We start from the raw sequence: 23,602 nt of genomic DNA, 5'->3' as shown, positions 1-23,602 counted from the left end.
TCCCAGATGGGGACCCGGCCGGTTACGGATGACGAAGTACGCAGGATCATGCGCCTGGCCGCCCGACGGCTGCTGCTGAGACTTCCCGAGCTCACCGACGAGCTCGTCGCGAGGATCCGCGACACCGACGAGGCGTACCGCAGGATGGTGCCCACCGACGACCACTGGCAGAGCGTCTACGAGGCGATGCGGGACGGCATCGGCGCCATCCTGCTGCCCCGCCCCGAGCGGCGCGACCTGCCACAGGCCGAGAAGACCGCCCGGCGCAGGGCGGAGCAGGGCCTGCCCATGGACTCCCTGCTGCGCAGCTACCGGCTCTCCGCACAGGTGATGTGGGACGGCCTCATCGACGTGGTCACCGAGGAGGAGTCCGACAGCCTGCCGGTCCTGATCCGCAGCGCCACGAAGGTGTGGCACGCCATCGACAGGCAGGCGATCGCCGCCGCCGAGGCCTACCGACGACGGGAGGCCGAGATGTTCGGCCGCACAGCCGAGAGGGTCCAGGCCCTGCTCGACGCGCTCCTGGAGGACCGGGCGGACGCCGCCCTGGTCCGCAGTGCCGCCGCCGCGCTGGACCTGCCCGAGCTGGGCCGGTACGCCGTCGTCATCACCAGGTTGCCGGGCCGCCACGACCACGGGGACGACGCCCCACGGCCGACCGCCCTGGGCGCGATGCGGTTGCTGTGGCGGATGCGCCCCGACTACGAGGTGTCGGTGGTGCTGCTGCACGACGCGGACATGGAGCACCTGGCCGAGGAGCTGCGCCCGCACGTCACCGGCTGCGCCGGGATCAGCCCGATCGTCGAGGGACTGGCCGAGCTGGGCCGCGCCAGGCGGCTCGCCGAGCTCGCTCTGCGGACGTGCGTGGGCGACGGCCCAGAGATCGCCAGACTGGAGGACAGGCTGCCCGCCGCCCTGGTGGTCAGCCAGCCCGAGCTCGCGGGCCACCTCAGCGGAGCTGTGCTGCGGCCCATCCTCGCTCTCGACCAGGCGGACAGGGACGTGCTCCTCGGCACCCTGCAGGCGTGGCTGCGCTGCGAGGGCTCGGCCATGCGCGCCGCGGGGCAGCTGTACTGCCACCGCAACACGGTCTTCAACCGCATCCGCCGCATCGAGCAGCTCACCGGCCGTTCCCTGGCGCGCCCGCTCGACATCGTCGAGCTCACCCTGGCCCTCGACGCGGTCCGGCTGCTGCCCGTTACGTGACAGTCACACGTTTTGCCGTCTCGGTGGCTTAGCGTGAGGCCCGATTGGGCAGAGGAAAGGGATACCTGCGCCAGGCTGAACCGAGGTGGTGTCAATGCTGATCGGTACGATTCTGCAAGGCAAGGGAACAGAGGTGGCGACCGTACGCCCAGGTGCGACGGTCACCGAACTCCTGGCCATCCTGGCCGAGAAGAACATCGGCGCCGTGGTGGTGTCCGAGAACGGCTCCTCCATCGAGGGCATCGTCTCCGAGCGCGACGTGGTACGACGGCTGCACGACCGGGGCGCGCGCGTGCTGGACGACACGGTGTCGTCCATCATGACGACCGAGGTCCGCACCTGCCCCCCGGACACCGACGTCGATGACCTCCGCCAGACCATGACCACGCATCGCATCCGGCACGTGCCGGTCGTGGACGCCGGCCGGCTGGCCGGGATCGTGAGCATCGGCGACGTGGTCAAGAGCTCCATCGAGGCGCTGGAGACGGAGAAGGCCTACCTGGTCGACTACCTCCACCGCTGAGTGCCCGTTCCCCGAAGTTCCCGGTGAAGACCCGATGGGCCCGGCGCGTCGCGCCGGGCCCATCGGTCCGATATCCCCTCCCGCTACTGGACGACTATCTTGTCCACCTCGATGGTCACGCCCTTGACCTGCGGTGTCGACGTTCCCGTCGTCACCTTCCCGGTCCCGGCGCTGACACCCTTGATCTTCATCGTGTAGTTCAGGCTGCCACCCGGGGCGCCGGGCGTGCTGGTCACCCGGAGGTCCTCGGTCGGCGGGCCGGTGATCTGGCCGCCCGCGGTGCCGTCACCGTTCTCCGCTCCCACGGTCAGGCCGTAGCCCGCCGGGGGGTCGCCGGGCAGGTTGCCCGGGTCGTAGGTGTAGGTGATGTCCTCGGTCCCGTTCAGCCCGATCCACTGCTGGAACACCTTGGTGGCGGTCGTGCCGTAGAGGTTGACCCGCCACTCGATGACGAGCCAGTCGCTGACGCCGTCGGTCAGCGTCCCGGCGTAGACGCCCGGCGCGCCGGTGCCGTCCAGGTCGGTCCAGTAGGGGGCGAGCACGTTGTTCGGGGTCGAGGGGTCGGGCAGGGTCTGCGGTTCGAACGAGATGTCCGTCGACCCCGAGCTTCCTCCGGCGATCGTGTAGCCGTTGGAGACGATGCCGATCCTGGTGTAGGTCTTGCCCGCGTACTGGAACGCGGGGACCGTGAAGTTGATCGCCTGCTCGTCGCCGATCGGTGTCGGTGCGATGCCGAAGGCGTCAAGCGGCAGGTACGGGGCCGGCCCGATGCCCGGGGCGATGCCCGGCCTGTCCGGCTGCCTGGCCGCGAGGGTGGTCTTCGCCGTCGCGATCTGGGAACCGACCTTGGTGGCGCCGGTCACCGAGTTCAGGCGCAGCTTGCTGTCCAGCGTGCTGACCGCGGTGACCTCGGCGTCCTGGAGCGTGTCGTTCCGCACGGTGACGGTGCAGGTGGACTCGCCGGTGTTACGCGGGATGGTGGCCGGGGCGCAGGTCTGCTCCACCGGGACGGCGCCCTGCTTGCGGACGAACGCGACCGGCAGGTGCAGGTTGCGCGAGCCGCCCACCTGCTTGAGGTTCACCTGGCCGAAGTACTGCCCCTCGGGCAGGTCGGGCGCGGTGATCACCACGCTGAACTTGGCGGTCTTGCCCGCCTTCACGGTGAACAGCGGCGGTAGCACCGAGATGTTGGCGCCGGCCACGGTCGTGCCGGTGGCGGCGAAGGTGAGCGTCTTGTCCGTAACGTTGGTGACCGTCCGCTTGGCGGTGATGAGACCCGGCATGATCGGGGCGTTCACCGACGGCAGGTTCAGGTCGATGCGGTTCAGCGGGTCGTCGGCCGCGGCCAGGAAGTTCGCGCCCGTCTCGTCCAGGGTCAGGCCGGGGTCACCGGCCTTGGTCAGGTCGATGCGCCCGCCGCCGGTGTCGAACGGGTCGGCCGGGGTGACGCCGTCCTGCTTGGTGACCGAGGTCTTGGCCGTTGTCTCCAGTGCGGACTTCACCTGGCCGGGGGTCCAGTCCGGGTGCAGCGCGAACACCAGGGCCGCGGAGCCCGCGACATGCGGCGACGACATCGACGTGCCCGCGATAACCTGGTACAGGTTGTTCGGCGGGCCACCGGCCGGACCTTCCAGCACCGGCGTCTGTCCGGCCACGATGTGCAGGCCGGGGGCGGTGACGTCAGGCTTGAGGAAGTCGCCGCCGGGGCCGCGCGAGGAGAACGTGGTGATCCTGTCGCTCTGCCAGGTGGCCTTGGTGCCCTGGGTGAACGAGGCGGTCGCGCCGGGGTTGGCCGACAGGAACGTCAGCAGCGCGTCCGTATCGGGCTTGTCGATGTGAACCGTGGGGAGCCAGTGGTTGTCGGTCATCACGTCGAGCGGGCTGGAGTTGTACAGGATCATCCCGGCTGCGCCGCCCTGCCTGACGCTGAAGCTCTTCAGGACCCGGTTGGGACCGCGCTCACAGGCGACGATCTTCCCGACGAACAGGCCCGGGGGCGCGGGCGTGGTGCACAGAGCGTTGGAGTACGGCGGCGCCGAGGCCCGTACCACCGGCAGCGCGGAGGGCACGCCCCCCGTGATGGAGGCGCCCTTCAGCGTGGCCGTCGCGCCGCCGGAACCGGACAGCGTGATCGTCGACTGGAAGGTCCTGGGCTGGGTGGAGGCCGCCACCGTGGTCACCCACGGGGAGACGTGGTTGACCGTCGCCGCGCCGGGACCCGCGTTGCCCGCCGAGGCCGAGACGAGCACGCCGGCCGCGTAGGCGTCGAGGAAGGCCAGCTCCACCGGGTCGCTGTAGGGGGAGGTGCCGCCCGAGATCGAGAAGTTGATCACGCGGACGCCGTCGAGGATGGCCCGGCCGACCGCCTGGGCGGAGTCGGAGGGGAAGCAGCCCTCGACGCCGCAGACCTTGTAGATCGACACGTGCGCCGCCGGGGCGATGCCGTGAATCGGGCCGCGGCTGATGCCGAGCGGGTTGGCGTCGGCGACCGGACCGCCGGCCGAGGTGGTCGCCGTGTGGGTGCCGTGACCGTTGGAGTCACGGGCGCTGGTCGGGAAGTACTCGCCGGGGTAGACCGCGTTGTAGGTGTCGAGGAACGGGGCACCGCCGATGAGCTTCCGGTTGCAGACGAACGGGTCGGCCGCCGGGGTCAGCGGGTTGTCGCCGAAGTTGCAGACGCGCGGGATGCCGTCCCTGGTCGCCGGTACGGCGGGCAGCGTACCCGGGTCGGCGAACTGGGGGTGCTCGGGCCAGACACCGGAGTCGAGGATGCCGACGACGACGCCCTTACCGGAGGAGGAGCTACCGCCCAGCTTGTTGTAGATCGCGGGCGCCCCGATGAACTCGGGGCTGGAGTCGGTCAGCAGCTGCTCGGGCTTGTCCTCCTGGACGGCGGCCACCCCGGGCAGCTTCAGCACCGCGGCCGCCTTGTTGGCGGGGATGCGCAGCGCGATGCCGCCGTAGACGGTCCGCAGCTTCTGGCCCGCCGTGGCGCCCGGCACGCTTCTGGCCAGTTCGGCGAGGAAGGTGTTCTCGACGTCCTCGATGTGTTTCTGGTATTTCTTCGCGTCGCCGCTCTTTATGTCAAGAGCCTTCCCGGTCTTGGCCGGGCTCGTCGCGGGAAGCCCTTCGAGGCCGCCCTGATAGGCGGCGAAGGAGTCGTAGTCGAGCTTGACCATCACGCTGACCGTGGTGCCCGAGGTCGACTTCAGCAGCCCTTCGTCACTGCGGGCGAGCTTGCCGGTGGGGGACTTCGCGCCCTGGACCGGCTCACCCCCGGTCAGTGGGGTCGCCGTCCATTTGGCGGACGGCGCGGGGGTGGGGGTGGGATCCGCACTCGCGGGCGGCGCCATCGCCGCGACGAGCCCGAGGCCGGCGGCGACTACCGCCACGCGTCTGATCCTCGGTAAGTAGGGCTTCCTGGTCAACGAGACCTCCCTTTCGACACGCATGAACGGCTCACGTGGCAGGGAGGGGGGCCGTCCGTGCGCCCGGGGCAGGGCATGCCGGGGGAAGCCGTGACCCTCCCCGTCGGGTGACACGCGATCGGCCACCCGGTAAAGGCGGCCGATCATGACTGGCAGCCTAACTAGAGACCATTTATTTGCCTAGATCATGAAATTGACACAATCATGATTGGAATTGGTCAAATTTCATTGCAGACTGCACCGGGTGTTCTGGTTATCGCGGAGCCGCGGCTCGGCCGCTCTCCGTCCCCGAGGCACTTGTGGCCGGCGGAAGGGCACGACGGTCCACCGTGCGTAGACTGACCCCAGATGACACGCGGGAGGCCCGGTTGAAGCTCAAGCTTGATCTACACCCCATCTACAACCGGGGCGGGGAGATCGACAAGGCACTGCGGGGCATCATCGACGAGGCCATCAGGAAGAAGGCCACCGAGGTCGAGATCATCCCCGGCAAGGGCTCGGGCCAGCTCAAGAAGAAGGTCCTGCGCTTCCTGGAGCAGAAGGAGATCAAGGCCCTCTACCACCGCATCGACAAGGACGCCAAGAACCACGGCCGTCTCTTCGTCTACTTCCGCTACAAGTAAGAGGGGTAGGTCTCCGACCCGCGGATACCTCCCCTAGATCCCCTCTTTCCTTCTAGCGGTCGTCGCAACACCCCGGCTCGGGGAGTGCGATGGACTTCGAGATCCGCAAGATCTGGTCACCTCAGGGGCGCATGAAGCCGACCCGTGAGCGGGAGGAATACTTCCGGCTCATGGATCAAGGTTTCAGCAGCCAAGAGGCTTGCCGGATCGTCGGGGTCTCTCAGGTGATGTACACCTTGAAGCGGTAGCCGAATGAGGGGGAGCCCAAGCAGGGGCCGGTCGGGTCACCGTACGTGAGGACGATCTCTCGCTCCGCCAGACACTCCTCCAAGGTGGGGTAAGGGCCGAAAACAACCTCCCAGCGCTCAGAGGCGTTGGTTTGAGTGGCGGCGGAAGCGGGTGCGGCGCCGACCAGGGCGCTGATGCTCACCGCTGCCGCGAGTACGGCCGTGGTGTGGAGTCTGCGGATTTTCACTGTGGGTGGCTCCTCACGAATCCGTCGGGTGGGGAGAGCACCTCAAGGTGAGCATGGATCGCCGAAGGCGAGGAGCTACCGGTTCTCCATATTGCGGCTCGATGGTGCGTCTTCTCGCGAGTGCTTTCACGGGTTTTAACCTCGATCTGACGAACAGGACTGATCGTTCGTCATCGGATCGGTAGCCCGGAGACCTCAGGGAGGGCCGTTTGAGTTGGGGGCGAACCGGCTCCGGATGCCGGCCCTCTCACATCATCGGTGATCCTGGCCCGGCGGATGCAAGCCCCCGGCTCTAGTCCTGGCCGGCCGATTTGCGCTCTTTCAGGATCGCCACTTCGCTCGCCGGGGGCGCCTTGACTGTCACCCGGCTTCCCCATCCGGTGTAACGGGTCTCCACGCTGAGCCGCCTGTCCTCCCTCCCCGGTTCCGTCCCGCCATGGGTCCTCTGCGGATAAACGGTGACCAACCGCTGGGGGAGCCCGTTGGTGCCCAGAGTGAGCGTGAAGCGCAGCACTGCGGCCTTCTCCTCCTTGGACAGCCTGATCGGTCCGGCGTTCCGCAACCAGGGGGAGACCTTCTCCAGTGCGCCGAAGCTGATCGTGCCTGAGTAGGTGCGCCCCGTTCGCTTCCCCTTCGTGATCAATGCCTTCAAGGTCGCGGGCTCCTGTCGCACCTTGATCACGAACATGTCTCGCAAGGTGTTGCTCCACGGCCGATATGGAGCATGTAGAGGTGGCTTTCTTGAAACGCCGGGCCGCCTGTGGGCCGTCCAGGGCAGCGCCTCCGGCTTCGAACTTTATGCTCACTTTATTCGTCATATCCGGGGAAAAGGGGTTCATTTGGCGGGCAGGAGGGGGTAACGATCGACACGAGGCCGTCACTTACCGGGGGAGGGTGCGAGTTGTCGATCGACCGCGGGTCTCTGGTCGTCGACGTCTCCGGCCGATACCGTGTGCGACTGCCGCTCAGCGGCAAGGAGCGTGCGACGAGGCTCGTCCTGTACGGTCGCCCCTCCGGGAACAGGATCGTCTACGGTCTCGCGGTCCTGGACGAGGGCGGGAGGGTCATGCTCGACTCCCCGGGGTTCAGGTCCCGCCACCAGGTACAGACGTTCGCCGCCGCTGCCGGGCTGGCCTCCGAGTACCGGCGGTACGCCACGGAGCAGGAGGCGTATGCCGCGTTCGGGAACCGGGCGCGGCAGTGGTACACCACGGCGCACGAAGGGCTCCCCGCCAACCTCGCCGAAGAGGCGCCGACCGAGCTTCTGCCGTATGGCGGGGCGCTGGAGGGCACGCCCGCTCCGGCGACCGGCCTCACCTGGGACGACCGGACACTGGTCGCGACGGATTCGATCTCCGGGCGTTCGATGCGGCTCGCGCCCGCTGCCCTGTACCACTACCGGTACGAGCGCTCCGTCCTCGTCTCGGGCAAGAACTCGGGTAAGAAGGAGTCGCGTTTCCTCACCGGCCTCGCCGTGCTCGACGCCGACGGGCTGGTGCTCGCCGACCTGCCCGGCGAGTGGACGCCACCGGACGTGGCCATCTTCGCGGCGGGGAGGGGGGTGCCCGTGCGCGACGCCCTGATCGCACCGCCCCGGGCGGTGCGTGCCACCTTGGGCAGGCGAGCTCCCGGCTGGACGCGCCTCACCGGGCAGGCGCTCTCCAGAGCGTCCAGGGCGAGGACGGTCGCCACGGTCTGTGCCGGGGTGGCGGGCCTGTTGGCGATGGCCTACATCGTCTCGGCGAGCGGCTGGTTCGCGTGGCGGGGGCTGTCCGCGCTGGGAAGGGCGCTGCTGGACATCCTGGACGCCAAGTGGCTGGCGGTCTTCTTCGCTCCCCTGCTCGTCGTCCTGAACCCCGCGCGCCAGGCGTGGCACGGCCGGCGGATCCGGCGCGGCAGCGCGCTCGGGCCACCCGGCGGACCGTACCTCTCCGTCTGGCGCAAGAGTACGTTGCGCGTCTGGCTCGGCCCGCGGATGGTTCCCGACGACATCGCGATCGGGCCGGACGCGGGATGCGCGGCCGGCCTGATGACCTACCGCCATGGGAACCTGGCCGGACTCTTCGTGACGGGCGGCAGCGGCCGGATCCTCCGTCACCTGCCCGGACCCTGGTCACCGGAGGACGCGCACCGCTTCGCCACGCGGCACGGCCTCGGTTTCGAGGCCCGGACGCTGAGCCGCGAGGGGTATCTCGGCCTCACCGCCGACGCCTACGACGCCGTCCCCTGACGCGTTTTCCGAGAACGGCTCCGTCTTGGTGTTTTTGGACTGTTAAAAGCCCATATTGATGGATCGACGGCGAGCGGGTGGGTGCGGCACCATTATGTGACGCATGACAGCGATGTCCTCTCCGGCGATCGGTGGAGCCTTCGGCAGGGCGCGGATCGCGGCGGGGTGCCCGAGCGGGGGCCCGATTCCGGCTTGAACGATGTTCCGACGAGTTCAGCGCTGTCATCCGCGTACCCTCACCTTCTTCGAAAGGCCCCTCATGAGCGATATCAAGGCACTTCTCGCCCAGCGTGCCGAGCTGGACCGTCTGATCGAGGAACTCCAGTCCGGCGATCTGAAGGAGCGCGAGAACACCCTCGGTGACATCCTCGCGGCCGTCGCCAAGTGGGCGACCGCGCAGGGCCACGAGGCACTCAGGAGGGACCTCAAGAACTGGGAGTACGTCACCTTCGCCGGCATCGAGGTCGGCGTCGGCCACGACGGCGGCGAGCGCTGGGGCCTGCCGCCCAACTCGGTCACCGTGATGGACTCCGTCAGCGGGACCGATGTGGAGTTCGGGACCACGCCCCCGCCGATCCAGGCGGTCATCGGCCTCCTGGAGGGTCTGCTGGCCACGCGCTAGTCCCGCTTCGCGCATGCCCGTACGGACACCGGTCCCTCACGCGGAGCCCGGTCGCACGGCTTACCGGGACCCTCACGGAGTCCAGGCAAGCCGTGCGAACGGGCGTGGTTTCTCACGAGGGCGTCCCGCGGCGGGCCGCGGCGAGGTCACGCGCCGGGGGAGGTGGCGGCGGGTGGCGGCGCTGTAGGAGGATCTGCCCAGATCTCATCCCGTGTTGGAGGCGTCATGTCGGTGTTGCGAAACCTGGTGGAGAGCATCCGGAACGGCGGGATCGAGGTGATCGACCTGACGGCGCCGCTGTCGTCGGAGACGCCGATCCTGCGGCTGCCGGAGCCGTTCGGCAACACCGTCCCGTTCACGCTCAAGGAGATCAGCCGCTACGACGACCGCGGCCCCGCCTGGTACTGGAACGACATCGTGACGGGAGAGCACACCGGCACTCATTTCGACGCCCCCGTGCACTGGGTCACCGGAAAGGACGGCGAGGACGTCTCGCAGGTTCCGGTCGACCGGCTGATCGCCCCGGCAGTGGTCCTCGACTTCGCCGCGGAGGCGGCCGGAGACGCGGACTTCCTGCTGGAGATCGCGCACGTCAAGGCGTGGGAGGAGGCCAACGGGCCGTTGCCCGAGGGCGGATGGCTGCTCTACCGCACGGGCTGGGACGCCCGCTCCCACGACCAGGAGCACTTCCTGAACGCGAACGAGACGGGCCCGCACACGCCCGGAGTCTCGGTCGAGTGCGCCCGCTGGCTGGCCGAGGAGACCTCGATCGCCGGGCTGGGCGTGGAGACCGTGGGCACGGACGCCGGCGCCGCGCACGGCTTCGACCCGGCCTTCCCGTGCCACTCCTTCCTACTGGGCGCGGGGAAGTACGGGCTGACCCAGCTGCGCAACCTCGACCGGCTCCCGGTGACCGGCGCGGTGGTCGTCGCGTCGCCGCTGCCCATCGTGGGAGGCTCCGGCAGCCCGCTGCGGGTGCTGGCACTGGTCGAGAGGTGAACGTCGCCGAGGCCGTGGGCCACATCCTCGCCTCGCTCGGTGTGGACACCGCCTTCGGGGTGGTGGGCAGCGGCAATTTCCACGTGACCAATGCCCTGGTCGCGCACGGCGCGCGTTACGTCGCCGCGCGCCACGAGGGCGGCGCGGCGACCATGGCCGACGCCTACGCGCGTCTCAGCGGCAGGGTCGGCGTGCTCAGCGTCCACCAGGGGCCGGGGCTCACCAACGCGATGACCGGCATCGCCGAGGCCGCCAAGAGCCGTACCCCGCTCATCGTGCTGGCGGGAGAGGCGACGGAGCCCCGCTCCAACTTCTTCGTCGACCAGGCCGCGCTGGCGGAGGCGGTGGGTGCCGTCCCGCTGCGGATCTCCTCGGCGGAGACCGCCGCCACCGACACCGCCGAGGCGTTCCGCGTCGCCGGCGAAGGCCGCCGCACGGTCCTGCTCAACCTCCCGCTGGAGGTCCAGGGGCGACACGTCCCGGACGTGCCGGGAGCCTCGGTTGCGGGGGCCTCGGGTACGGGGGCCTCGGGCGGGAACGGTCCGAGGGGCGTACCGGAGGCCGGGGAGGCCGCCCGGCTGGCGGAGATCCTCGCGGCGGCACGCCGCCCCGTCTTCGTGGCCGGGCGTGGTGCCCGCGAGGCGCGGCGCGAACTTGAGGAACTCGCCGAGCGGGCCGGAGCGCTGCTGGCCACCTCCGCCGTGGCCAGGGGACTCTTCCGGGGCAGCCGGTGGGACCTGGACGTCAGCGGTGGTTTCGCCTCGCCGCTCACCGCCGAGCTCATCCGTGACGCCGACGTGCTCGTGGGCTGGGGGTGCGCGCTCAACATGTGGACGATGCGCCACGGCACGCTGATCGGCCGCGACACCACGGTCGTCCAGGTCGACCTGGAGGCCGCCGCGCTCGGCACCCACCGCCCGGTCCACCTCGGCGTGACAGGTGACGTCGCCCGCACCGCGCGGGAGGTCACCCGGCTGCTCGGCGACGACACGAGAACCGGTTACCGCTCGGCGGCACTGGCCACCAGGATCGCCGGGGAGAACCGCTGGCGGGACGTGCCCTACACCGATGAGAGCGGTGACGGCCGCATCGACCCCAGGACGTTGACGATCGAACTGGACGACCTGCTCCCCGCGGAACGCGTCCTCTCCATCGACTCCGGAAATTTCATGGGATATCCATCGATGTTCCTCGACGTTCCCGACGAGCGGGGTTTCTGCTTCACGCAGGCGTTCCAGTCGGTCGGTCTCGGCCTGGCCACCGCGATCGGTGCCGCCCTGGCCCAGCCGGACAGGCTCCCGGTGGCCGCGCTGGGCGACGGCGGCGCGCTGATGGGCGTCGCCGAACTGGAGACCGTCGTGCGGCTCGGTCTTCCGATGGTGATCGTCGTGTACGACGACGACGGCTACGGCGCCGAGGTGCACCACTTCGGCCCGGACGGCCACCCTCTGGACACGGTGACCTTCCCGCCCACGGACATCGCCGCCATCGCCCGCGGCTTCGGCTGCGAGGCCGTCACGGTAAGGGACAGGTCCGATCTCGCGGAGGTGGCCCGCTGGCTGGGCGGAGCCAGGGAACGGCCCCTGCTGATCCACGCCCACGTCAGCCGTGCGCGGGGCTCGTGGTGGCTGGAGGAGGCGTTCCGGGGACACTGAGCCTTTCGCGGGTGTGGGAGGGGGGAGCGGCTGAGGTACGGTTCAGCCATGGCTGAGATCGTGTACCCCCCGGTCATCGGGGCGGCGTTGACCCTGTTCCGCGCGCTGGACCTCAAGATCCGCATCGAGGGGGCCGAGCGCATCCCGCGGACCGGCGGAGCCGTGCTGGTCAGCAACCACATCAGCTATCTCGACTTCATCTTCGCCGGCCTGGCCGCGCGCCCCTCAAAGCGCCTGGTGCGCTTCATGGCGAAGAAGGAGGTCTTCGACCACAAGATCTCCGGCCCGCTGATGCGCGGCATGCATCACATCCCGGTCGACCGCGCGGCGGGCGCCGCCGCGTTCGGCGCGGCGCTGAAGGCGCTCAGGGAGGGAGAGGTCGTCGGCGTGTTCGCCGAGGCCACGATCAGCCGGTCCTTCACGGTCAAGGAGATCAAGAACGGCGCGGTCCGGATGGCCGTCGGCGCCAAGGTGCCGATGATCCCGGTCTCGCTGTGGGGCACCCAGCGGCTGTGGACCAAGGGCCACCCCAAGAAGCTGTTGCAGCGGCACGTGCCGATCACGATCGTGGTCGGCGAGCCCATGCACCCCAAGCGCGGCGACGACTACGACGCGGTCACCGCCGACCTGCGCGGGCGGATGAGCGAGATGCTCGACCAGGCGCAGCGGAGCTACCCGGAGATCCCGAAGGGCGTCTGGTGGCAGCCCCGTCACCTCGGCGGTACCGCCCCCACTCCCGAGGAGGCGGACAAGCTCGACGCCGAGGAGGCGGAGGAGAGGGCGGCCCGGCGCGAGTCATGAGGGCGATGGCGCACACGCGCACGTAACGGGGGGGCGGGTTCACGGCCCCGGATGCCGCGCCGAGGCCATCGCTCACCGGGACAAAGTGCGCGAATCATGAGCATCCTCTACAAGTCATGAGCAGGTAATTCACAAGTGGCATGCTCCAACCTGTTCGCATGAGCAACGCATTCGACGACGTGGCGAACGCCTTCCAGCCGGTGCCGACCCCCGGCCCCGGCCGCACGCCGGGGCGGGTCGGCATGGCGTTCCTGCTCCTCCTCTGGGTGGGGCTGGGAGTGTCGCCCTTCGTGTTCGCGGTCTCCGGCCTCAAGCTCGCGACCGGCTCCATCGGCACCCCCGGCACCCTCACGGTCATCTCGTGCGAGGAGTTGGGCAAGGGCCGCTACGACTGCAAGGGCAGCTTCGCGCCCGACGGCGGTGGCGCCGCGATCCCGGTCGACGCCTCACCCGACTCCACAGCCGGTGACGTCAGGCGGGCACAGCTCACTCCCGAGGGCGACCGTGCCGTCGCGACCGGTACCTCGGGCATCCTGGCCGCGCTGACCATGCCGTTCCTCGGTGTCGGAGTGTTCGCCTTCCTGCCGTACGTGCTCCTCTACCTCGCCAAGGCGCGGCATGGCAGGCGTGCCGCGGTCCGCTTCGGCTCCGTGCTCACCGCGCTCTCGCTCGCCGGCGTCGTCGTCGGCATGGTCGCCGCCTACTCCTGACCGGCCCCTGCCGTCCCCGCCGATGCGCGGGGCGACCCTACCTTCCGGTGTCCGCCGATCCACCCTGCTCGGCACGCCAGATCCACCATGAGTAGACCAGCGGGATGAGGCTCGCGATGACCGCCCCGACGAGCACGATCGGGAACAGTGCGGGAATCGGCAGCAGGAACGCGACGACGAGCAGGACCACGCCGAGGGCGGCGAAAAGCCGGCCGGCCAGCCGCTGGGTGCGCTGCCAGGAGCGCTCGCTCTCCATCGTCCAGGGAGTGCGTACTCCCACGGCCCAGTTGCTGCGGCTCTTGGGCAGGTAGTTGCCCAGCACCAGGAAGAGCGCCCCCGTCCCGGCGATGACGAACCGGACGACGGGGAGTTCGCCACCCGTGGCGTTGACGATGCTGACCGTGTGGATGCCGGTGAGCAGGGCGAGCGAGCCGATCCAGGCCGCGGTGTAGACGTGGGCCGAATTCGCCATGTTCCCCTGGCGGGGGAGCAGGCGCGGCAGCACGACGAACATCACGCAGAGTCCCAGCATGATCAGCGGGAGCAGGCCCAGCGCCTCGACCTTGCCCGCGAACCGGTCGGCCTCACCGGAAGGACCCCAGTGCACCGGCAGCAGGGCGTCGTCGGGAATCTGCGTCCAACCCCAGATCGAGACGCCCGCCGAGACGAGCAGCGCCACGGCGCCGCCGATCAGCCCGGGACGCGGGTTCACGGTCCTGTCGTCGGTGATGTTCTCGGTCATCGATGTCCCTCTCATTCGTGGTCGTGGCGGGGGGGCGATGAGGGCTGGACGGGATCGGGTGGCCTGGCGTCTCCGATCTTGAACAGATCGAGCAGCGCGCCCAGGGACTCCTCCAGCAGGGACACGTGCAGGTGGTAGATGATCGAGGTTCCCCTGCGCTCGCCGTAGACCAGACCGGCCTCGCGGAGCAGGCGGAGGTGGCCGGACAGGGTGGGTTTGGAAATGTCGAAGTGGTCGGCGATCTCGCCCGCCGACCGGTCGCACTGCCGGAGCAGCGCGAGAATCTGGCGGCGAGTCGGATGCGCGAGTGCCTCGTAGACCCGATTCACAGCTTATTCCCTTATTAGCTAATAACCGAAATATACCCTACGTGAGGGAAAGGTAGCGCGTCTCTGTGCTCCGTCCGCGCTCGGAGGTGCCGAGGGAGAGTCCTGGTTTGGGGTGGTATGTGAGGATTCCCCTTCGGGAGCCTCGGCGACGCCTTCCGGCGAGGCGCGGCCGCGGCCGATTTGTTTGATCCGCGAAATGCCACGGTGACCTGGTGGAATATCCGGATTCGGGCGTTGAGTGACTGTTCCGTCGGCATGGGGGGGATAGAAGCGGGCAGTCTTCCCCGCGCCCATCGACGGAGGATCACGGCCGGGCAGTGGTCCTCGGTCTCGGCGGCAGGCGGAAGCACCCCTTGGACGCCGCCGCTGGTTCCGGATCAAGCCAGATGGAGGACAAGGTGACGCTAACAAACCCTGACAGGCCCAACGGGGCCCTGCCGAGCGGAGCGGGCGGACCACACCGACGCGTTTCGCGTCCACTGGTCTTCGCCACCGCCGTCGTGCTGGCGGCCTCGGGTGGCGTCGGCGTGTCCGCGGCGTCGGCGGGACCGCCGCCGCCCGCCCCGACAGAGTCCCCGACAGGGTCCCCGACGGGATCGCCGACAGGGTCTCCGACGGGATCGCCGACAGGGTCTCCGACGAGCTCGCCGACAGGGGTGGAGACGCCGGCTCCCAGCGAGACGGTCACCCCGACTCCCACGCCCACCGCCACCACGGCGCCGCAGGTGCCCCTGATCGCATTCCCCGGCGCGCTGCACGGCGAGTTCGTCCTGCCCGCGGAGGACGGCTGCGGCTTCACGGTGTTCGCCCAGACGGGGGCGGCGATCGCCCTGACGGAGGACTCGATCACGGTGAGAAGCCAGGACGGCTTCGAGAGGGCGTACGCGATCGACGACTCCACCCGGACCCTCGCGGGCCGGCGGGGCAACGAGGTCAGGCAGGGCGACTGGGTGTCGGTGACCGCCACGACCCAGGGTGAGACGGCGACCGCCGCCTACGTCTTCGACCTGTCGCGGCCCAGTAAGAGGTTCTGGCGCGGTGACGGCTGGTGGCTCCCCAGGCAGTGGCGGCCGGATGGCAGGTGGCGCACCCCCACCCCCACCCCCACCCCCACCCCCTGCCCCACCCCGCCCGTCGAGACTCCCACCGCTCCGCCACTCCCGACGCCCACGGACGCCCCGACGGTGCCGACGGACGCTCCGACGGTGCCCACGGAGACCCCGGCCGTGCCCACGCCCGAGCCGACTCCCACGGTGACGGACACCGTGCCCCCGACCCCGACCCCCTGAGCGTTCGCTGTCGAACTCGTCAGATGAGATCGGACCGGCCGGCCGTTCCGGCTCCGCCGGGTCCGTGGTACCGGGCGCGCTCAGCCGATGCGGCTGAGCGTGCCCGACCGGGCCGGGCGCTCACGCCTCCGGCCGGAGATCTCCGGCGATTCTCCGGTGGCGGCCAGGTCGCGACGGCTTTTCGCCCCGGGCCGTACACCGGTTCATTCTTCCGGCAACGTTAACGGTGGGTAACAATCCCTTGTCGTTGACATGATCTAGATCACGCGGCTACGGTTACATCCCGACCGGTTGGAACTGAAGTCGCGTAGTGGAGAACGCTCCGCGACCCAACGTCTCCGCGAATCACGCGGTAGACGCACACGTCCTTCTCCCTCCCCCAGCGAGTCGTTCTACAGGAGCGCCATGCGATCTCTTCGGCGTTGTACACGGCAGGTACGTCTACTGTCAGTCCTGTCCATGGCGGTCATCATGTTGACCGCGTGTTCGAGTTCAGCGGGGACCAGCTCTGGTCAGGCGGCCGGCGGTTCCGCCTCCGGCGCGCACCCACTGAGAGTGGTGCTTCCGGCGGAGCCGGCTACTTTCAACCCGGCACTCGCGCTCTACAGCACCCTGCGCATCGTGGGGCCGGTATTCGACCCGTTGGTCGGTTTCGACAAGGAGACGCTGGAGCCGAACGACTCCGGTCTGCTCACCTCCTGGGAACGGGTCTCGCCGACCGAGTGGCGATTCAAGGTCCGGGAGGGGGTGAAGTTCCACAATGGTGAGGAGTGGAACGCTACAGCGGCCGCTTTCACCATCGAAAAGTATCGGGACGAGCCGAAAAGCGGTTTCGCCCCGTACTACGTGCGAGTCACGGACGTGAAGGCCGAATCGGATGGCTCGCTGCTGGTGACGACGAACGTTCCCTACATCGCGATGCCGAAGGTGCTGACCACCGCGATGGGTCTGCCGCCGAAGTACTACGCGGAGGTGACCGGGGACAATTTCGGGAACAAGCCGATCGGTACCGGGCCCTTTGAGTTCGATTCGCTCCAGGCCGGCCAGAAATTCTCGGTCAAGGCGTTCAAGGATTACTGGCGGGGTGCGCCCAAGCTGGAGGGAATCACCTACTCGTGGGCCGCGGACGCGTCCACCCGCGCCGCACTGCTGCAGAGCGGTGGCGCCGACCTGGTCTCCGACCTCCCGAACGAGCTCATCGAGGAAGTCGACAGCGCACCCGGCACCAATGTTCTCTCCGCGCCGTCCCTTTACAAGATGGCGCTCAGCATGAACTCGAATGACAGCACGCTGAAGGATCCGAACCTTCGGAAGGCCGTGCAGGCGGCGATCGACTACGACGCCATCGTCAAGACGCTCTTCGGAGACGTCGGGGCACGGAAGTCGCCCTACTTCATCGGCGACCTGCTTCCGGAGAAGCCCGAGATCGGCTACCAGAAGTACGACCAGGCCAAGGCGAAGGCACTGGTCGGCGCCAGTGGCGGGACGCCCAGGCTCCGGTATCTGTACACGACGGGTTTCTACCCGAAGGACAAGCAGGTCGGCGAGGCGGTCTCGGCGATGCTGGAGGCGGTGGGCTTCCAGGTCGAGCAGGTTCCGATGGAGAACGCCGCGCTCCGCAAGGAGCGCAACACCGGGAACTACTCGATGTACATGGTGCAGAACTTCCCCGTCTTCGCCCACCCGGACTCGTTCATCGCCTTCTTCACCGGGAAGAACGCGGCGGTGAAGTACTGCACCGACCCGGCGGGCTACGACGCTCTCACCGCGGAGGCGCTCTCGGCGAAGGAGCAGGAGGCGAGTGACCAGGTCTACGACCGGGTCGAGAAGAAGGTCCTGGACTCCGACGCCTGCAACGCGGTGCTCTACGACCAGGTGATCTCCTACGGCATGACCGACAAGGTCAAGGGGTTCAAGTCCGCGCTCGACGCGGTCCCCTCGATGTACGAGGTCACGCTTGACAGCTGATTCGGGGCACCGGGGGTCTTCCGCCGAAACGGCGGAGGACCCCCACCTTCGCGTGACGGAGCGGCCGGTGGGGGATGCTGGCTCGAACCCTGGTCTTTGACCGGTCGAGAGTGGATCCGGCCACCGCGCCTACCGGGAAGGAGATTGGCAAACTCCCGTTCGGGCGCCCAGTCGCAGACGATCCACTGTACGACTTCGTCCCACGATCGACTGATAGGTAAGTGATTGATGGGACATATGTCTTCTTGTATAAGGAATGTCTTGACCGTCCAGATCGGCTTCACTACGGTGAACATACCGACCGGCCGTTATCCATGCCGTGAGTTTGAGATCACCGACCTGAGCCGGAGTGGCGATTCCATGGCCGTCGGGAGTCGGTGCCCGCGCTCACCATCGGGTTCTCACCTCCTCGGGGAACCGTTTTCTGTCACAGGCGCTGTCCGTCAAGGGAGGTCCGGATGACTGAGGAACGACGCATACTCGACGTCGACCGCCTGTCCGTCGTGCACCGCGCTCGGGGCCGCGGAGGCCATCCCGTCGTCGCGGTCGACGACGTCTCACTCGGCGTCGGCACCGGCGAGATCGTCGGAGTCGTCGGCGAGTCGGGATCGGGGAAGACCTCGCTGGCGATGGCGGTCGCCGGCCTGGGGAAGATCTCCACCGGTAAGGTCACGGTCTCCGGCATCGAGGTCGGCAAGCGGCTCTCGCGGAGCGCCAGGGCGGAGATCCAGGTGATCCTGCAGGATCCGCACGGCTCTCTCGACCCCCGCCAGAGCGTGCGTCGTGGGCTGCGGGAGCTGCGCGGCATCCATTCCGCGCGGACCGCCTGGGTGACGGACGAGGAACTGCTCGCCAAGGTCGGGCTGACCGCCGACCTGCTCGACAGGCTGCCTCATCAGATGAGTGGTGGCCAGGCGCAGCGAGTCTCGATCGCCCGCGCTCTGCTGCTCCGCCCGAGCCTGCTGCTCGCCGACGAACCGACGTCGGCTCTCGACGTGTCGGTCCAGGCGCAGATCCTCCGGCTGCTCCTGGAACTGCGTCGCACCGAGGGACTGGCGATCCTGTTCATCAGTCACGACCTCGCCGTGGTGCGCGCCGTCTGCGATCAGGTGCACGTGATGCTGCGCGGCCAGGTCGTCGAGCACGGAGTCACCGCGGAGGTCTTCGACCATCCCGTGCACGAGTACACCCGCAGGCTACTGGCGGCGATTCCCGGCAGGCAGACGGTGAACCCGGCGGAGCAGGCCCATGTGTCAGACGAGATCCCCGGTGACGGTCATCGATCTCCCACCCCCGTTCTTTGAGAGGCCGACGTGATTAGGTTCCTCGCGGGCAAGGCGGTGCAGGGTATCGCCACCCTGATCATCGCGGTGTCCGTCGCCTTCTTCCTCGCCCGTGGTACCGGCAACCCGGTGAGGGAGATGCTCGGTGATCTCGCCAGCGCCGAGCAGGTCGCCCAGCTCAACGCCCAGCTCGGTCTTGACCGGCCGCTCTCCGTCCAGTACCTCCACTTTCTGGGGGACCTCGTGACCGGGAACCTGGGCGACTCGCTCCGATACGGTTCCAGCAACCTGGAGCTCATCCAGAGCCGGCTGCCGGCGTCGATCCAGCTGGCGGCGGCCGCGATGTTCATCGCAGTGCTCTTCGGCGTGCCCCTGGGTATCTGGGCCGCGCTGCGGGAAGGCCGGCTGGCGGACCGGCTGGCCTCGGCCGTGGCGCTGATAGGCCAGTCGATCCCGCTGTTCTGGCTCGGTCTGATGCTGATCCTGCTGTTCGCGGTGAGCCTCGGCTGGCTACCCGCCGGGCAGTCCACCGGGTTCAGCTCGCTGATCCTGCCCGCCGTGACACTGTCCACGTTACCGATGGCACAGATCGCGCGGCTCACCAGATCGAGCATGTCCGAGGTACTGGGCGAGGCGTTTCTCTCCGCCGCCCAGGCCCGTGGCATTCCCCGGTGGCGGATCGTGCTGATCCACGCCCTCCAGAACGCCTCGCTTCCGGTGATCACGATCATCGCCCTTCAGGCGGGGACCCTGCTCTCCGGGGCGATCACGGTCGAGTTCGTCTTCGCCTGGCCCGGGCTCGGCACCCTTGCCACCCAGGCGGTTCAGACGAGGGACTTCTCCCTGATCCAGGCGATCGTGGTCTTCGGAGCCGCGGTGTTCGTGGTCGTGAACCTGATCGTTGACCTCCTCTACGGAGTCCTGGACCCGCGAATTCGGGACGGTGTCGCATGACCACGATCAACACGATCCAGAAGTCCCCGCGGACCGCGCGGAAGCCCTCGGCGGTGCGGGCCCGCGGTACGGGCTCCGTGCTGGCCTTCGGGCTGCCGTTGGCGGTGATCGGTCTCATCTGCCTCGCCGCACCGCTGCTGCCGCTGCCGGACCCGGCGCTGCAGACACTCGGAGACGCGCTCCAGCCACCGGTCTGGATGGACGGCGGCAACTGGTCGCATCCGCTGGGCACCGATCACCTCGGGCGTGACGTCCTGTCCAGGATCGTCCACGGCGGCCAGCTCACCTTCGTCATCGCGATCGTCGGCATGCTGGCCGGGGCCATCCCCGGCACGCTGGCCGGACTGGTGAGCGGGTTCTACCGGGGAGCGGCCGACGCGGTGATCTCCCGGTTCGTCGAGGCGCAGCTCGCCCTGCCGTTCATCCTGCTGGCCATCGCGATCATCGCCAGCCGCGGACGTTCTCTCGCCGTCCTGATCCTCGTACTGGCTCTGATCGGCTGGGCGCAGTACGCCCGGGTGGTCCGCGCCGAGACGCTGTCGCTACGGGAGCGTCCGTTCGTACTCGGCCTGCGCTGCGCCGGTGTGCCGACCCTGCGGATCCTGCTCCGGCACATGCTGCCCAACCTCGCCGGCACCGTTCTCGTCCTCACCACCCTGCAGATAGGAACGGTGATCCTGGCGGAGAGCGCGCTCAGCTTCCTGGGCCTGGGCGTGGTGTCACCGCAGATCAGCTGGGGCGCGATGCTCGCGGACGGGCGCGACCAGCTCTCGCACGCCTGGTGGGTCGCGGCCTTCCCCGGCCTGGCGATCACGATCGTCGTACTGCTGGTGAACCTGCTCGGTGACGCCATGCGCTCCTGGCTCGACCCGAAGAAGCGGAGGTACTGACATGGGTACGGTTCTCGAACTCCGTGATCTCACCATTGAGGCGGCGACCGCCCGAGGTACGCAGGTGCTGGTGGACGCCGTGGACCTGACCCTCGAAGGGGGAGAGATCCTCGGTCTCATCGGGGAGTCGGGCAGCGGCAAGACGACCACGGTGCGGAGCGTCCTGGGCTTGCTGGACCGCAATGTCTCGGTGGCCTCAGGCGAGGTCGTCGTGCTGGGTGAGCAGGTCCAGGCGCCGGGAAGGCAGGACGTCGACAAGGTCCGCGGACGTCATGTCGGAATGGTCTTCCAGGGGGCGTCGTCCTCGCTCAACCCCCTGATGAGGGTACGGCGCCAGCTGCGTGAGGTGGTCCGCACCCACCTGCCGAAACTCTCTCCCGAGGAACGGGACGCGCGGATCGCTCATGTGATCAGCCGGATGGGCTTCACCGAGGTGGATCGGGTGCTCGACTCCTTCCCCCATCAGCTCTCCGGGGGAATGCGCCAGCGGATCGCCATCGCACTCGCGGTGGTCACGGAGCCGGAGGTGCTGATCACCGACGAGTGCACCTCGGCGCTGGATGTGACCACCCAGGCGGAGGTCGTCGACCTGCTCGGCTCGCTGACGGCCGGATCCGGGATGGGCACGGTGTTCGTGACCCACGACCTCATGCTGGCGAGCGAGATCTGTAACCGGATAGCGGTGATGTACGCCGGTCAGATCGTGGAGATGGGCACGGCGAAGGACGTCGTCCACCGTCCCCGGCACCCCTACACGCGGGCCCTGCTGGCGGCCATCCCGAGCTGGGACGGCGGCGAGATCAAGGCGATCGACGGGGCCGCTCCCAGGATCACCGAGGACTGGACGGGGTGCCGATTCGCCCCGCGCTGCCCCCGCGCCGAGCAGATCTGCACGACCGGTCAGGTCCCGTGGGTCGAGGTCCCGGGTGGTGACCACGCGCGATGTCACTTCGCGCTGGAGAACGACCGGGGCGAGGCGTTCCTGCCCGCCTCGTCCCAGGCATGAGCGCCCTGACCGCGCCCGAGGGCCGGCCCGAGAGCCGGTTCGTCGCCTCGGTGGCCGACGGCCCGGTGGCGACGGTGACCTGGTCCCGGCCCGAGCGGCGCAACGCCATCGGACAGGAGGTCTGCGACGAACTGGTCGCCGCCCTCGAATGGCTGGCATCCCGGCCGGAGATCGGCGTCGTGGTACTCCGGGCCGCGGGCCGGCCGTTCTGCGCCGGATGGGACGTCACCGACTTCGAGCGGCTGGCCGGTGCCGATCCCGAGGTGCTGGCGTCGTTCTTCCGGCATGGCCGACGGCTGCTCGCGGCGATCAGCGCACTGCCACAGGTGACCGTGGCCGCTCCGGCGGGCCTGGTTCTCGGATTCGGCTGCGCCCTGCTGACCCGCTGCGACCTGGTGATAGCGGCGGACGACAGCCGTTTCGGGCTTCCGGAGATCAGGCTCGGCATGCCGCCCGCCACCGTGATCCCGGAACTGCTCTCCGTCATGACGCGCCGCGCGGTGCTGGAGTGGGCGGTGACCGGGGAGCGGTTCGACGCGCGCCGGGCGATGGCGGACGGGCTGGTGACCTCGGTCGTCCCGGCCTCGGAGCACGACGAGGAGACGGTGCGGGTCGCCGGCCTGCTCTCCGGTCATCCGGACGGGGCGGTACGCGCCACCAAGGAACTCGTGTGGCGGCTCGCCGCGGCCGACGAGGGGGAGCGGGTGGCACTCGGGGTCGAATCGGCTCTGCGCCGTTTCGCCGGCCAGGCGCCCGCATGACACAGGCAGACGCGGCCGTGCGAACGGCACGGACCGACGAGGAGGAACGACGATGACCGAGACGAGACCCACCCGTCGCATCCGGGTCGGGATGTCACTCTCCGCGCACTACACGCCCGAGGCATCGGTCCGCGAGGGGCTGCGCGACACGATGGAGCAGGTGGCGCTGGCCGAGGAGATGGGCCTCGACACCATCCTGCTCGGGCACCATTACCTGACCCGCTCGCAGTTCCTGCAACCACTGTCGACGGTGGCCTACCTGGCCGCGCGCACCGAGCGGATCCGGCTGGGATTCGGCGTCTACCTGCTGCCGCTGCACAACCCGCTGGCGCTCGCCGAGGAGTTCGCGACCATCGACCAGCTCTCCGGAGGGCGTCTGATCCTCGGACTCGGCGCGGGCTACCGCAGCGTGGAGTTCCGCGCGTTCGGGATCCCCCTGGAGGAGCGGTTCAAACGGATGGAGGAGTACGTCGAGGTCCTCCGAGCCCTGTGGTCGGGGGAGCCGGTCACCAGGTCGGGCTCCTTCGGCGAACTGGACGGCGCCCGGGTGCTGCTGAAGCCGGTCGAGCCCTCGGGGCCGCCGCTCTGGCTGGGGGCCTTCGGCCCGGTGGGCATGCGCCGGGTGGCCAGACTCGACGCGGCCTGGGCCGTCGCCCCCAACGGAACGGTCGAGGAGGTGGCCGAGCGGATGGCGATGTTCCGGGAGGCCCTGGTCCAGCACGGACGCTCCCTCGACCGTGACTACCCGCTGCTGCGAGAGGGTTGTGTCGCCCCGACACGACAGGCCGCCGTCGACGCGGCCGGCGCCTTCCTCGCGGAGCAGTACGAGAACTACCGCGGCTGGAAGCACGGTGCCTCGCTGGACGACCTGATCAGCGGCCATGCCGTGATCGGCTCACCCGAGGACGTCATCGAGAGGCTGAGCCGCTACGCGGAGATCGGCTACACCGACGTGGTGCTCCGGCTGCAGTGGACCGGGATGCCCCAGGCCGACGTGCTGCGCTCGATCCGGCTGCTCGGCGAAGAGGTCATCCCCGCGCTGGCGGAGGTGCCGGTTGGCGAAACTTCTGAAGTCCTCCGGAAATCGATAGGAGAGGTCCGAATTTAA

At 68.9% G+C, this 23,602-nt stretch carries 22 protein-coding genes; 18 read left to right on the top strand and 4 right to left on the bottom strand.

The features are described from left to right. Positions 1-6: 6 nt before the first annotated feature. Both ABZU75_RS04115 and ABZU75_RS04110 read left to right on the top strand, forming a co-directional pair. Positions 7-1,206 carry a helix-turn-helix domain-containing protein gene (locus ABZU75_RS04115; RefSeq protein WP_355549289.1) on the top strand — a complete coding sequence of 400 codons (1,200 nt, stop codon included), beginning with the start codon at positions 7-9 and terminating at the stop codon, positions 1,204-1,206. Positions 1,207-1,300: 94 nt separating this feature from the next. Then, the gene (locus tag ABZU75_RS04110; RefSeq protein WP_350922535.1) at positions 1,301-1,729 is read left to right on the top strand and encodes a CBS domain-containing protein; all 429 of its coding nucleotides are present in this window, start codon (positions 1,301-1,303) and stop codon (positions 1,727-1,729) included. Positions 1,730-1,812: 83 nt separating this feature from the next. On the opposite strand, the gene ABZU75_RS04105 is transcribed toward ABZU75_RS04110, so the two are convergent. Continuing rightward, positions 1,813-5,121, bottom strand: coding sequence for a S8 family serine peptidase (locus ABZU75_RS04105; RefSeq protein ID WP_355549286.1), 3,309 nt, complete (start codon positions 5,119-5,121; stop codon positions 1,813-1,815). Positions 5,122-5,525: 404 nt separating this feature from the next. On the opposite strand from ABZU75_RS04105, the gene ABZU75_RS04100 reads away from it, so the two are divergent. Both ABZU75_RS04100 and ABZU75_RS04095 read left to right on the top strand, forming a co-directional pair. After that, the gene (locus tag ABZU75_RS04100; protein WP_030919034.1) at positions 5,526-5,780 is read left to right on the top strand and encodes a Smr/MutS family protein; all 255 of its coding nucleotides are present in this window, start codon (positions 5,526-5,528) and stop codon (positions 5,778-5,780) included. An 89-nt stretch (positions 5,781-5,869) separates the two neighbouring features. Then, entirely contained in the window at positions 5,870-6,028 is a 159-nt protein-coding gene (locus ABZU75_RS04095) for a hypothetical protein (protein WP_355549284.1), read from the top strand. A 519-nt stretch (positions 6,029-6,547) separates the two neighbouring features. Here the strand turns inward: ABZU75_RS04095 and ABZU75_RS04090 are convergent. Beyond that, positions 6,548-6,943 carry a hypothetical protein gene (locus ABZU75_RS04090; protein WP_355549282.1) on the bottom strand — a complete coding sequence of 132 codons (396 nt, stop codon included), beginning with the start codon at positions 6,941-6,943 and terminating at the stop codon, positions 6,548-6,550. A 213-nt stretch (positions 6,944-7,156) separates the two neighbouring features. Here ABZU75_RS04090 and ABZU75_RS04085 point away from each other — a divergent pair, with 213 nt between their 5' ends. From ABZU75_RS04085 to ABZU75_RS04060, 6 genes are all read left to right on the top strand, one after another. Continuing rightward, positions 7,157-8,485, top strand: a complete 1,329-nt coding sequence (locus ABZU75_RS04085) for a hypothetical protein (RefSeq protein ID WP_355549280.1) — start codon at positions 7,157-7,159, stop codon at positions 8,483-8,485. A gap of 259 nt (positions 8,486-8,744) precedes the next feature. After that, positions 8,745-9,107 (top strand): hypothetical protein, encoded by a 363-nt coding sequence (locus ABZU75_RS04080; protein ID WP_350922516.1) that lies wholly within the window; start codon positions 8,745-8,747, stop codon positions 9,105-9,107. Positions 9,108-9,332: 225 nt separating this feature from the next. Continuing rightward, positions 9,333-10,106, top strand: a complete 774-nt coding sequence (locus ABZU75_RS04075) for a cyclase family protein (protein ID WP_355549277.1) — start codon at positions 9,333-9,335, stop codon at positions 10,104-10,106. Further along, positions 10,103-11,761, top strand: a complete 1,659-nt coding sequence (locus ABZU75_RS04070; RefSeq protein ID WP_355549275.1) for a thiamine pyrophosphate-binding protein — start codon at positions 10,103-10,105, stop codon at positions 11,759-11,761. Before ABZU75_RS04075 ends, ABZU75_RS04070 begins: the two co-directional genes overlap by 4 nt. 48 nt (positions 11,762-11,809) lie before the next feature. Continuing rightward, the gene (locus ABZU75_RS04065; protein WP_355549273.1) at positions 11,810-12,562 is read left to right on the top strand and encodes a lysophospholipid acyltransferase family protein; all 753 of its coding nucleotides are present in this window, start codon (positions 11,810-11,812) and stop codon (positions 12,560-12,562) included. 158 nt (positions 12,563-12,720) lie between these two features. Next, positions 12,721-13,272 carry a hypothetical protein gene (locus ABZU75_RS04060; RefSeq protein WP_355549271.1) on the top strand — a complete coding sequence of 184 codons (552 nt, stop codon included), beginning with the start codon at positions 12,721-12,723 and terminating at the stop codon, positions 13,270-13,272. A 37-nt stretch (positions 13,273-13,309) separates the two neighbouring features. Here ABZU75_RS04060 and ABZU75_RS04055 read toward each other — a convergent pair whose 3' ends face one another. Further along, positions 13,310-14,014, bottom strand: coding sequence for an SdpI family protein (locus ABZU75_RS04055; protein WP_355549269.1), 705 nt, complete (start codon positions 14,012-14,014; stop codon positions 13,310-13,312). Positions 14,015-14,025: 11 nt separating this feature from the next. Next, positions 14,026-14,343 (bottom strand): autorepressor SdpR family transcription factor, encoded by a 318-nt coding sequence (locus ABZU75_RS04050; protein ID WP_355549267.1) that lies wholly within the window; start codon positions 14,341-14,343, stop codon positions 14,026-14,028. 656 nt (positions 14,344-14,999) lie between these two features. Here ABZU75_RS04050 and ABZU75_RS04045 point away from each other — a divergent pair. The 8 genes from ABZU75_RS04045 to ABZU75_RS04010 all read left to right on the top strand — a co-directional run bounded on the left by ABZU75_RS04045 (position 15,000) and on the right by ABZU75_RS04010 (position 23,602). Next, positions 15,000-15,632 carry a hypothetical protein gene (locus ABZU75_RS04045; protein ID WP_355549265.1) on the top strand — a complete coding sequence of 211 codons (633 nt, stop codon included), beginning with the start codon at positions 15,000-15,002 and terminating at the stop codon, positions 15,630-15,632. Between the two features lie 558 nt (positions 15,633-16,190). Next, entirely contained in the window at positions 16,191-17,600 is a 1,410-nt protein-coding gene (locus ABZU75_RS04040; RefSeq protein ID WP_355549263.1) for an ABC transporter substrate-binding protein, read from the top strand. Positions 17,601-18,058: 458 nt separating this feature from the next. Next, entirely contained in the window at positions 18,059-18,904 is an 846-nt protein-coding gene (locus ABZU75_RS04035; protein ID WP_355549261.1) for an ATP-binding cassette domain-containing protein, read from the top strand. A 9-nt stretch (positions 18,905-18,913) separates the two neighbouring features. After that, the gene (locus tag ABZU75_RS04030; RefSeq protein WP_350929866.1) at positions 18,914-19,837 is read left to right on the top strand and encodes an ABC transporter permease; all 924 of its coding nucleotides are present in this window, start codon (positions 18,914-18,916) and stop codon (positions 19,835-19,837) included. Beyond that, the gene (locus ABZU75_RS04025) at positions 19,834-20,727 is read left to right on the top strand and encodes an ABC transporter permease (RefSeq protein ID WP_355549258.1); all 894 of its coding nucleotides are present in this window, start codon (positions 19,834-19,836) and stop codon (positions 20,725-20,727) included. Before ABZU75_RS04030 ends, ABZU75_RS04025 begins: the two co-directional genes overlap by 4 nt. A gap of 1 nt (position 20,728) precedes the next feature. Beyond that, positions 20,729-21,733, top strand: coding sequence for an ABC transporter ATP-binding protein (locus ABZU75_RS04020; RefSeq protein WP_355549256.1), 1,005 nt, complete (start codon positions 20,729-20,731; stop codon positions 21,731-21,733). Then, positions 21,730-22,494, top strand: coding sequence for an enoyl-CoA hydratase/isomerase family protein (locus ABZU75_RS04015; protein ID WP_355549254.1), 765 nt, complete (start codon positions 21,730-21,732; stop codon positions 22,492-22,494). The genes ABZU75_RS04020 and ABZU75_RS04015 overlap by 4 nt, the downstream gene beginning before the upstream one ends. Positions 22,495-22,546: 52 nt before the next feature. Then, a complete protein-coding gene (locus tag ABZU75_RS04010; RefSeq protein WP_350929870.1) occupies positions 22,547-23,602 on the top strand; it encodes an LLM class flavin-dependent oxidoreductase in 1,056 nt (351 codons plus the stop codon).

The sequence above is a fragment of the Streptosporangium sp. NPDC005286 genome (genome assembly GCF_040607515.1).
Classification (GTDB): Bacteria; Actinomycetota; Actinomycetes; order Streptosporangiales; family Streptosporangiaceae; genus Streptosporangium.
This window is presented reverse-complemented; position numbering and strand designations above follow the sequence as displayed.

Bases quoted from the DNA above. Each gene is read 5' to 3' on its own strand.
- ABZU75_RS04115 (WP_355549289.1), top strand. From the start codon at position 7: ATGGGGACCCGGCCGGTTACGGATGACGAAGTACGCAGGATCATGCGC.
- ABZU75_RS04110 (WP_350922535.1), top strand. From the start codon at position 1,301: ATGCTGATCGGTACGATTCTGCAAGGCAAGGGAACAGAGGTGGCGACC.
- ABZU75_RS04095 (WP_355549284.1), top strand. From the start codon at position 5,870: ATGGACTTCGAGATCCGCAAGATCTGGTCACCTCAGGGGCGCATGAAG.
- ABZU75_RS04090 (WP_355549282.1), bottom strand. From the start codon at position 6,943: ATGTTCGTGATCAAGGTGCGACAGGAGCCCGCGACCTTGAAGGCATTG.
- ABZU75_RS04080 (WP_350922516.1), top strand. From the start codon at position 8,745: ATGAGCGATATCAAGGCACTTCTCGCCCAGCGTGCCGAGCTGGACCGT.
- ABZU75_RS04075 (WP_355549277.1), top strand. From the start codon at position 9,333: ATGTCGGTGTTGCGAAACCTGGTGGAGAGCATCCGGAACGGCGGGATC.
- ABZU75_RS04065 (WP_355549273.1), top strand. From the start codon at position 11,810: ATGGCTGAGATCGTGTACCCCCCGGTCATCGGGGCGGCGTTGACCCTG.
- ABZU75_RS04060 (WP_355549271.1), top strand. From the start codon at position 12,721: ATGAGCAACGCATTCGACGACGTGGCGAACGCCTTCCAGCCGGTGCCG.
- ABZU75_RS04055 (WP_355549269.1), bottom strand. From the start codon at position 14,014: ATGACCGAGAACATCACCGACGACAGGACCGTGAACCCGCGTCCCGGG.
- ABZU75_RS04035 (WP_355549261.1), top strand. From the start codon at position 18,059: ATGACTGAGGAACGACGCATACTCGACGTCGACCGCCTGTCCGTCGTG.
- ABZU75_RS04025 (WP_355549258.1), top strand. From the start codon at position 19,834: ATGACCACGATCAACACGATCCAGAAGTCCCCGCGGACCGCGCGGAAG.
- ABZU75_RS04020 (WP_355549256.1), top strand. From the start codon at position 20,729: ATGGGTACGGTTCTCGAACTCCGTGATCTCACCATTGAGGCGGCGACC.
- ABZU75_RS04015 (WP_355549254.1), top strand. From the start codon at position 21,730: ATGAGCGCCCTGACCGCGCCCGAGGGCCGGCCCGAGAGCCGGTTCGTC.
- ABZU75_RS04010 (WP_350929870.1), top strand. From the start codon at position 22,547: ATGACCGAGACGAGACCCACCCGTCGCATCCGGGTCGGGATGTCACTC.